The 9,954-nt window shown below is 35.1% G+C and carries 10 protein-coding genes, 1 pseudogene and 1 riboswitch; of the genes and pseudogenes, 8 read left to right on the forward strand and 3 right to left on the reverse strand.

Annotated elements, in window-relative coordinates:
- Window positions 1–19: 19 nt before the first annotated feature.
- Window positions 20–97: pseudogene (locus tag GFJ36_RS30155) on the reverse strand (DUF3951 domain-containing protein); the annotation flags it as partial.
- 169 nt (window positions 98–266) lie between these two features.
- A riboswitch (SAM riboswitch) is annotated at window positions 267–372 on the forward strand.
- A 134-nt stretch (window positions 373–506) separates the two neighbouring features.
- On the opposite strand from GFJ36_RS30155, the gene GFJ36_RS00860 reads away from it, so the two are divergent.
- From GFJ36_RS00860 to GFJ36_RS00880, 5 genes are read left to right on the forward strand one after another with little or no spacing between them, the layout of a single operon-like run.
- On the forward strand, window positions 507–1,424 hold the full coding sequence (locus tag GFJ36_RS00860) for an ABC transporter permease (protein ID WP_000289321.1): 918 nt from the start codon (window positions 507–509) through the stop codon (window positions 1,422–1,424).
- A 16-nt stretch (window positions 1,425–1,440) separates the two neighbouring features.
- Window positions 1,441–2,445: an ABC transporter permease gene (locus GFJ36_RS00865; RefSeq protein WP_088061701.1), complete on the forward strand. Its 1,005-nt coding sequence runs from the start codon at window positions 1,441–1,443 to the stop codon at window positions 2,443–2,445.
- Window positions 2,402–3,412, forward strand: coding sequence for an ABC transporter ATP-binding protein (locus GFJ36_RS00870; protein ID WP_098230797.1), 1,011 nt, complete (start codon window positions 2,402–2,404; stop codon window positions 3,410–3,412). Before GFJ36_RS00865 ends, GFJ36_RS00870 begins: the two co-directional genes overlap by 44 nt.
- On the forward strand, window positions 3,409–4,182 hold the full coding sequence (locus tag GFJ36_RS00875) for an ABC transporter ATP-binding protein (protein ID WP_060486393.1): 774 nt from the start codon (window positions 3,409–3,411) through the stop codon (window positions 4,180–4,182). The genes GFJ36_RS00870 and GFJ36_RS00875 overlap by 4 nt, the downstream gene beginning before the upstream one ends.
- A gap of 13 nt (window positions 4,183–4,195) precedes the next feature.
- Window positions 4,196–5,806, forward strand: coding sequence for a peptide ABC transporter substrate-binding protein (locus GFJ36_RS00880; RefSeq protein ID WP_098230795.1), 1,611 nt, complete (start codon window positions 4,196–4,198; stop codon window positions 5,804–5,806).
- A 16-nt stretch (window positions 5,807–5,822) separates the two neighbouring features.
- Here the strand turns inward: GFJ36_RS00880 and GFJ36_RS00885 are convergent, their stop codons facing one another.
- Complete coding sequence (locus GFJ36_RS00885) at window positions 5,823–6,290, reverse strand: YusW family protein (protein ID WP_001221562.1); 468 nt, start codon at window positions 6,288–6,290, stop codon at window positions 5,823–5,825.
- A 172-nt stretch (window positions 6,291–6,462) separates the two neighbouring features.
- Between GFJ36_RS00885 and GFJ36_RS00890 the strand changes: the two genes are divergently transcribed.
- From GFJ36_RS00890 to GFJ36_RS00900, 3 genes are read left to right on the forward strand one after another with little or no spacing between them, the layout of a single operon-like run.
- On the forward strand, window positions 6,463–7,347 hold the full coding sequence (locus GFJ36_RS00890; protein WP_098230792.1) for a helix-turn-helix domain-containing protein: 885 nt from the start codon (window positions 6,463–6,465) through the stop codon (window positions 7,345–7,347).
- An 11-nt stretch (window positions 7,348–7,358) separates the two neighbouring features.
- The gene (locus GFJ36_RS00895) at window positions 7,359–7,550 is read left to right on the forward strand and encodes a hypothetical protein (RefSeq protein ID WP_098230790.1); all 192 of its coding nucleotides are present in this window, start codon (window positions 7,359–7,361) and stop codon (window positions 7,548–7,550) included.
- On the forward strand, window positions 7,547–7,894 hold the full coding sequence (locus tag GFJ36_RS00900; RefSeq protein WP_097891789.1) for an ABC-2 transporter permease: 348 nt from the start codon (window positions 7,547–7,549) through the stop codon (window positions 7,892–7,894). The genes GFJ36_RS00895 and GFJ36_RS00900 overlap by 4 nt, the downstream gene beginning before the upstream one ends.
- A 42-nt stretch (window positions 7,895–7,936) precedes the next feature.
- Here the strand turns inward: GFJ36_RS00900 and GFJ36_RS00905 are convergent, their stop codons facing one another.
- A complete protein-coding gene (locus GFJ36_RS00905) occupies window positions 7,937–9,565 on the reverse strand; it encodes a peptide ABC transporter substrate-binding protein (protein ID WP_098230787.1) in 1,629 nt (542 codons plus the stop codon).
- Window positions 9,566–9,954: the final 389 nt, after the last annotated feature.

A 9,954-nucleotide genomic window follows, 5' to 3' on the forward strand; every position in this document is an offset into this window, starting at 1 on the left:
CCCCCACTGATTAAAGTTTCACTTTATAGACCCCGATGATGACAAGTATAACGATTGTTAATGGTAATCCTATAGTAGTAAGAAGTAAGGGATCCATCTTATAACTTCTTTAATATTATTTCTTTTTATTATAAGAGAAAACTGTAATTTCGATAAAATAAGAAAAAAACTGATTTTTCTAAATATATCCAATTTGATTGACTTTTCATTTTTTCAGAATTATAATTCAAAATATACAATTTGAACCAAATAATAATATAGCAATTTACTTATCCAGAGAGGTAGAGGGACTGGCCCTATGACACCTCAGCAGCGGGTTCTGTAACAGGAACACTGTGCTAATTCCAGCAAGCAAGTCTTGAAAGATAAGTGATGGGCCTTCGTTTATTAAGCCTTGATCTTATTTTTTAAGATCAAGGCTTTTTGTGTTTTAAGAAGCGGAAAAGTAATAGGAACAAATATGTCAATAAAACAAAGTAAATACATTTGTTTAGGGGGTTATTGAAGTGTATGTTATTAAAAAACTATCGGTTATGGTGTTCACGCTATGGGTCATTACAACAGTAACATTTTTGATTATGCATATCATTCCAGGGGATCCATTTTCATCAGATGCGAAAATCTTTCCTGAAGAAGTGATACAAAACATGAGAGCGAAGTATCACCTTGATGAACCGTTATGGAATCAATATGTTGCTTATTTAGATGGCGTAGTTCATTTTGATTTTGGTGAATCTGTTCAATCCACAGGTCAAGGTGTATCAGAAATTATAACGACAGGATTTGGTCCATCAGCGATTATTGGTTTACAAGCACTTGTTATTTCATTATTAGTCGGAATTGCAGCAGGTACATTTGCAGCTCTATATCATGGGAAAGTAATTGATTATAGTGTGAGCTTACTTGCGATTCTCGGTATTTCTATTCCAAGTTTTATTTTAGCACCACTATTTATACAAGTATTTGCTATACAATTTGAACTTTTACCAGTAGCGTCTTGGGGCACATTCGAACATACGGTATTGCCATCCTTCGCATTAGCGTTAGGACCAATCGCGGTTATTACAAGATTTGTTCGCTCTAATATGATTGAAGTTTTGCAGAGTGATTATATTAAGCTAGCGAGAGCGAAAGGCATACCAATTAAGAAAATCATTATAAGACATGCTCTTCGAAATGCGATTGTTCCGGTACTTACATTTGTTGGACCGTTAATGGCTGGACTTTTAACAGGAACTTTCGTTATTGAAAAAATATTTTCCATTCCTGGTCTAGGAAAATATTTTGTAGATAGCATTTTTAACCGGGATTATCCGGTCATTATGGGAACAACGATTTTCTATAGTGCATTATTAATTTCTTGTATTTTCATTACAGATATTATTCACCGTATTGTGGATCCGCGTATTCGTTCTATTACGTAAGGAGGGGGGCATTTAAATGGGAGCTTATGAAATCAATAAACAGTTATTAACGAATGAGGAGAAAAAAGAATTAACGATAAATAAAGATCAGCAAACGATTAGTCGAAAGAAGGAAGTGTTTCGCAAGTTTATATCAAACCCTATAGCAGTTTTAGGGGCAGTGACGTTATTACTAATTATTATTTTCTCACTGGTTGGCGAAAGTTTAACGGCATTTACTGCGAGTGAACAAGTAAAAGAAGCAACAAACCTCCCACCTAGTAGTGAGCATTGGTTCGGAACAGATGATTTAGGAAGGGACATATGGGCGCGCACCTGGGCTGGAGGGAAAATTTCACTAACAGTTGGATTAGTGGCAGCGGCTCTTGATATAGGAATAGGTGTACTAATCGGGGGCTTTAGTGGATATGTGAGAGGACGTAGTCGCCTTGGAACGTTAATTGATGAGTGGATTGTACGAGGGATTGAAGTGTTATACGGTATCCCATATTTATTAATTGTTATTTTATTATTAATCGTTATGAAACCAGGGCTTTTTACAATTATTATTGCCCTTGCATTAACAGGATGGATTGGCATGGCACGTCTCGTTAGGGCACAAGTATTATCTTTAAAGCAAAGAGAATTTGTTATTGCAGCAGAGCGATTAGGTACATCGCATATGAAGATTATATACGGACACATCATTCCGAATTTAACAGGCATTATTATCGTAAATTTATCATTTACAATTCCAGCAGCTATTTTCTCAGAATCATTTTTAAGCTTTATCGGACTCGGAGTACAATCACCAGCAGCGAGCTGGGGAACGATGACGAACGATGCACTCGGGACATTACTAAGCGGAGAATGGTGGCAATTATTCTTCCCAGCAATCATGATTGCACTCATTATGTTTGCATTTAATGCAATTGGTGATGGTTTGCAAGATGCAATTGATCCGAAGATTGTAAAACGGAATCGAAAGGAGAAAAAACATGGGACAGCTCTTATCTTTAGAAAACGTAACATTGGTCGTTGAAAAAGAGAGTAGTAAGCAAGCAATTGTGAAGCATGTTTCCTTTTCTATTAATGAAGGTGAAATCGTTGCACTTGTAGGAGAAAGTGGTTCAGGAAAAAGTGTTACAGCACAATCTATTGTCGGATTAAATCAAGAATCTATTCACATTCATGACGGAAGCATCTCTTTCCAATCTCAAAGGTTGACGAATTTACAAGAATCAGAATGGAATCAAATTCGAGGGAAAGATATTTCATTTATCTTTCAAGACCCTCTGTCCTCTTTAAATCCGACGATGAAAGTAGGAAGGCAAATTACAGAAGTGATTTTGCAACATGAGAAAAAATCGAAAAGAGAAGCAAAAGAAATTGCGATTAACTTATTAAATGATTTAGGGATACATGAAGCAGAGAAACGTTTTGAACAGTACCCACATCAATTAAGCGGAGGCATGAGGCAACGTATTTGTTTAGCAATTGCGTTTGCGTGTCACCCAAAGCTCGTTATTGCAGATGAGCCTACAACTGCATTAGATGTAACGATTCAAAAGCAAATTATGGGGTTATTAAAAGAGCGCAAAGAAAAACAAAATACGAGTATTTTATTAATTACACATGATTTGGCGCTTGTACGTGAAGTAGCTGACCGAGTAGTTGTGATGTACGGGGGACGTGTTGTTGAAAAAGGGACGATAAAAGAAGTGATAGGTTCACCTAAGCACCCATATACGAAAAGTTTATTGCAAGCTATTCCGAATATGGATGATTCCGAAAAGGTACTTAGGGCCATTGAGGGAACAACACCATCAATTGAAACGTTAAATAGCTTTGGGTGCCCATTTGTAAATAGATGCCCAGTAGCAATACAAGAATGTGTTCATCGTTTCCCTGATAGAACAGCATATTCTGGGGAACACAGTTCACATTGTTGGCAACATGTTCTAGAGCATGACCAAGCGAAATCAAAAGAGAAGGTGAATGCCTCATGACGACAGATTTAATTACTGTAAAGCAAGTAACGAAAACGTATGGAAGTAAAAAGAAAGAAATCATAGCGCTAAAAGATATATCACTTTCTATCCCGAAAGGAACAACGCTTGGCATTATTGGAGAAAGTGGTTCAGGAAAGACAACACTTGGTAAGCTCATAGCTGGGATCGAGAGCCCAACGTCTGGTCAAATTGATTATAACGGTCAAGTTGTTCACAAGTTGAAATCAGCTCATAAGCGAGATTTCTTGCAGAAAGTACAATTCATTTTTCAAGATTCAACAGCTGCATTAAATCCGCGCTGGAAAGTACGCGATAGCGTAACAGAAGGATATATTTCATTCGGTTTAGGTGATAAAGGATTGAAAGATGAGGTAGCAGGTGATGCGCTAGAACGTGTTGGATTAGATAGACGATATACTGATCGATACCCACACGAATTTAGCGGAGGACAACGTCAACGGATCGCTATTGCAAGGGCGTTATTATGTGAGCCAGAAGTATTAATCCTGGATGAACCAATTTCAGCGTTAGATGTTTCACTTCAAATCCAAATTGTGCACTTGTTGCAAAAGATTCAAAAGGAACAAGGCTATACATATTTATTTATCGCGCATGATTTACCGATGGTTCACTACTTATGTGAAAAAGTGGCTGTCTTATATAAAGGAGAACTTGTTGAATTTGGAAATACGGACGAAGTATTCCGTAATCCACAACATTCTTATACAAAAACATTATTAGCATCAACACCAAAAATTTCGGGTTAAAGGAGAATGTAGGATGAAGAAGTTTTTATTATTTGTCATTATGACCGTATTAGCAATTACTTCTGTCGCTTGCGGTAAAAAAGAGGTGCAAAAGGCGAGTGCTGGTAAGGGAGAAGGAGATCGATTAGTAACGAATATTGGTAGCGATCCATATACACTCGATTCCGCTATTGCAACAGATAGCACATCAGGTTATGTAATTGGACATTTATTCTCAAGCTTATATACGCAAGATAGTGATGGGAAATATCAAAATGAATTAGCAGAGAAAGAAGAAGTAAATGCAGATGGAACTGAATATACAATCCATTTAAAGAAAGATATTAAATGGTCAGATGGTTCTCCTATTACAGCAAATGATTTTGAATTTGCATGGAAGCGGTTATTAAATCCGAAAACGGGTTCTATGAATGGGACAGAAATGTACTTTATTAAAGGCGCAGAGGCGTATAATACTGGAAAAGGTGAAGAAAGCCAAGTTGGTATTCAAGTTGCTGATCCTCAAACATTAAAGGTAACACTTGAGCACCCAGTTGCTTCTATTAAACAAAAATTAGCGAGTTCATTATTTATTCCATTATCTAAAAAATCAATTGATGATAACAACAAATTAAAAACAGATCCAAAAGAGTTAATTACAAATGGACCATTCACGTTAAAAGAATGGAAGCATAACCAAGCAATTACAGTACAAAAAAATAAAGAATACTATGATAAAAAGGTAACATTAAAAGAAATTGAGTTTCGTATTATTCCAGATTCTAAAACAGCGTACCAATTATACAAATCAAAAGAATTAGATTTACTAAGTGGTTTACCACAAGAAATGATTGAGAAAGAAAAAGGAAATAAAGAATATAAGCGTGTTGCGGGATTCTCATCTTATATTTATTCGTTTAACGTAGAAAAAGAGCCATTCACAAATGCGAAAGTACGTAAAGCATTTTCATTAGCAGTTGATCGTAAGTTTATCGTTGAAAAACTGTATAAGAATAATGCGCAAGAAGCATATGCATTCGTTCCAGAAGGAGCAAAAACACAAAGTGGTCGTGATTTCCGTAAAGAAAAAGGTGATTACGTAAAATTTGATACAACAGAAGCGAAAAAATTATTAGAAGAGGGTATGAAAGAACAAGGTTGGTCTACATTACCTGAAGTAACATTAAAATTCACAACGGATACACAGCATAAAAAAGTAGCAGAAGCAATGCAGGAAATGTTTAAGAAAAATCTTGGTGTAGATATTAAATTAGAAAATAAAGAGTGGAAGAGTTACATCGATACATATAAGCAAAGTGATTTCCAATTAGCTTATATGGGATGGGGCGGTTCTTTATTAGACCCAATTACTAAACTAGATTTATATGCAGGTGATGGTCCAAACAACTATGCAAAATGGCATAATAAAGAATTTGACGCTTTAATCAAAGAAGCAGAAGTTGAACAAAATGAAGATAAGCGTTTTGATTTATTGCATAAAGCAGAAGATATTATGTTTACAGATTCACCGTTAATTCCAATTATATTCCCTTCTGATTCTTACTTACAAAAAGGATCAGTATCTGGACTTCAATATTATGTTGGATCTAAACCAGATTTAAGATATGCAAAAATAAAGAAGTAGGCAACCGCCTACTTCTTTATTTTATTTCTCTTTTATATTCTTTTTTCGTTCCATCAGAGAAGACAACTTCTAAATCAAACTTTTGGTAGTCTTTATCAAGTTTGAACACATTTACTACTTGATCGATTACTTCTTGGTCAGGAGTATCTTTATCAAATTTTAATTCTTGTAGAAGTGGGCTTAATTTTGTAATAGCCTCGTCACCTGTAAACTTTGCATTTGATTTGTGGTCTTCAAGTTTTGCTTCCATTTTCTTATCAGCTGCTACATTCTTATAATCAGCCTCGTAGTCTTTCTTTGTATCTTGATAGTCTGCATCTAAACTAAATTCATTGAAGTTAAGTTTTAAATCAGCAGGAGCTTCATTTTTTGCTTCTTCAGTAGTTTTCTTATTAGAAGTTGTATCTTCTTTTGCAGGAGCTTTACATCCTGTTAATACAGGTACTAGCATAAGCGCTAATAAAACTGATAGTAAAATTCTCATTATAATTTCCTCCTTATGTAAATTCGTTCTATACAAGTTTTTCCCAAAATCATGTAATTATGTATGTGTTGAAAATAAATTATTAACTGGTAGCCACAAAGTTTAATCCGCAATTTAAATCAAAAATGATTTTTATGTATATGGTAAATTAAGGTTGTGAGGAGGTACTAAAATGCATGAAGAATATAAAGAGATGATAAAAAAAGCAATTGAATATATAGAGGAGCATTTACATGAGGAGCTTACAACAGAAAGAGTGGCGTCTCACAGTGCAGTATCGATGTACCATTTTCATCGCATCTTTCAAAGATATGTTGGGATGAGTGTAACGGATTATATTCGAAAGAGAAGGTTAACTCATGCTGCGCAAGCTTTAGTGTCAACGGAGAGGGCTGTTATTGATATTTTTTCCTTACAAGAGGCATTTACGAGAGCCTTTAAAAGAATGTTTCAATTGCCACCGAAGAAATATCGAAAGTACTTCCAGTCATTTTATATAGAAAGAGAGGGTGTTTCAATGCAAAAAAGTATACCGAAAGGATGGATCTTAAGTGGAAGTCATCCTGCTGAATATGAGATGGGTTTAGACTATGAAGTTGCCCATCAAGGAAAAGTATCTGCATACATAAAAGCAAAAGAGAATGTTACGCACGGAGGATTTTCAACATTAATGCAAATGTTCCGAGCGGATAAATATGTAGGTAAAAGATTACGTTTAACAGCATTTGTTAAGAGTGAGAACGTAAGAGATTGGGCAGGATTGTGGATGAGAGTAGACGGAAAAGATACAGAACCACTCGCTATGGATAACATGCAAAATCGCCCAATTAAAAATACGAATAACTGGCAATCGTACTCGGTTGTATTAGATATAAAAGAAGAAGCACTTGGTATAGCATTTGGTGTCTTATTATCAGGGGAAGGTTGTGTGTGGCTAGATAGTATTCGATTTGATGAAGTGGATGAAAAAATTCCTTCAACAGATTTGGCTGAAAATTTTTATGAAACACTACTAGAAGAGCCAATAAATCTGCAATTTGAAGAGATAGAAAAGTAAGGAGAAAAGATATGTTCAAATATGCAAAACTAATAAGTATTAGTTTAGTAGTATCGTCTTGTATTATGGAAATTAACTATTTCATTAGCTATCTGTGGTCGGGACATATACCTTCTTTGACGTGGAGAACATATTTGATGTTTATGTTTATATTTATAATGAGTTTTAGTTCGATGCAAAAAGAAGGGGAAGAGGATTATTGACAATAGTCTTCTTCGCCTTTCTTTCATTAACACAAATGTTCATAACTGTTTTCGGAAATGCAGGTATGATCTTTAATATAATTTCACTATCATTACAACTTGTAAGTTCGGGTGTAATTGTACCACATGAGATGCTTTCTAAAACATATCAAACAATCGGTGAATTATTTCCCGCAACATATGCAGCGAATGGCTATTATACAATAATATTTGGGGGAGTAAGTTTAGAGAAAAATATTATTTCATTATTAGTCATTATATTAGTTACACAATTGGTAGCAGTAATTACTGTATCTATAAAAGGAATAGTAAAGAGAAGAAGCTATGTAGTTAAAGAAGTATAAAATAAAAAAGGTATCCTGCGATTGGATACCTTTTTTATTTTATTATTTTGTAACTTCTGTCCACTTGTAGTTAAATTCACCACCGAAGTCAGTTGTTACAAGCCCTTTAATAAATCCGCGTTGTAGGTAAGAACGACCTTGTTGGTATAAAGGAGCGACAGCACCGTCTTGTAATAGGATTTTTTCAGCTTGCTTCATTGCTTCAAAGCGAGCCTTTTCATCGCTAGCTAAATCTGTTTTCACTTTATGAATGAGTGCATCGTACTCTTTGTTAGAGTATTTATCGAAGTTATAAGCACTATCTGTTGTAAATAAATCTAAGAATGTAATTGGGTCAGCGAAGTCAGGGCCCCAGCCATCAATACCGATTTCATAGTCACCACTTAATAGTAGTTTCAGCTGTTGTTTACGTGGTTGTGGTTTTAATGTCACTGTTAATCCATCTAGGTTCTTTTCTAGTTCACCTTTTAAATATTCACCAGTTTTTTTAGCTAAAGCATTATCACTTGTTAATAGTTCGATTGTTACTTTGTCAGTACCAAGTTCTTGTTTCGCTTTTTTCCAGTTTTCTTTCGCTGTTTTCACATCATCTTTGACTAGGTTTCCGTTTTCTTTACGGAAGTCGTTACCTTCTGGACTCTTTGCGAATTTCGCAGGAACCATTCCTTCAGCTGGAATAGCACCATTATTTAAAATTGTTTCTACGTATGCTTTTTTATTCATTGCTCCGTTAATAGCAAGGCGTGCATGTTGATTTTTTAATGTTTCATTTTTTTGATTGAGTCGTAAAAATTGAATACCAACTTCAGCACGGTCCTTGAAGTTTGGATCGCCCTTATATTTATCAACAAACTCTGCAGTTAAAGCAACGCGATCAATTTGTCCTGAATCGTATAAGTTAACTTCTGTAGATTTATCTTTAACGACATTGAAGTTGATTTCTTCTAATTTTACAGTTTTAGCATCCCAATAGTTGGGGTTCTTCTTCAATTGAAAGCTTTGCTCGTGTTTCCAGTTATCTAATATGAAAGCACCGTTGTAAATTAAATGATTTGTTTCTAAACCATATTTATTGCCCTGAGATTTTAAGTAATCTTCATTAATTGGTAAGAATGTTGAGAATGTCGTTAAGCTTAAGAAGTAGGGAACAGGACGGTCTAGTTGTACTTCTAACGTTTTATCATCAAGAGCTTTGACACCTAGTTGATCAATTGGCAATTGTTTCTGGCTTATTTGTTTCGCATTCTGTATATCGAAGAATAAGAATGCATATTCAGCTGCTGTATCAGGATTTACGGCACGTTGCCAAGCGAAGACAAAGTCCTTTGCTGTAACTGGAGTACCGTTTGACCATTTTGAATCACGCAGGTGGAATGTATATTTTGTTTTATCGGGACTAAGGTCAACCGACTCAGCAACACCAGGAATTGGTTTGTTATCTTCTCCCATTGCATATAAACCTTCAAAAACATTGCGCATTACGCTCATGGATTCCCCATCCGTTGCTTTTGCAACATCCATTGTTGGAATTTCTGAAGCGAATGATAAGTTAATTGCCTGTTTATCATTTGCTTTCGCTCCGCTTGCATGATCTTTATTTTCTCCGCAAGCAGTTAGTAATAGACTTGCCCCTAAAACAGATGCAACAACAGGTACAACTTTTTTCTTCATTGTTCGTTCCTCCCTAAATGTGTTGTTCGTAACGTCGTAATGTCCACGTTTTGAAGTGTAGCTATAGAAGAAGAGAAAACCTATTATAGATATGTGTATGTAGGTAATCAGGTGTTCTATATGTATATACATGTTGATCTATAATCTATCGTTATATGTTTCAACGTAGTAGACGTTATATTTTGATGGTGAAATATTTTGTTTCTTTGATTATTTAGAATATTAACACTGGAAAGAACTATATGTCAATAATAAAAATAGATTGTTAATTTCTTAGAATAATATATTAAAAAAGCAGATTTCCTCGCATTAGGGAATCTGCTTTTAATATGTTTTGCTAAAAAAACAATTGGTGTGGGCTAATAATCAGTGGGGGATGAAGAAAACCC

Origin of the sequence: Bacillus sp. EE-W1 (assembly GCF_009760835.1) — a bacterium.
GTDB classification, from domain to species: Bacteria; Bacillota; Bacilli; order Bacillales; family Bacillaceae_G; genus Bacillus_A; species Bacillus_A wiedmannii.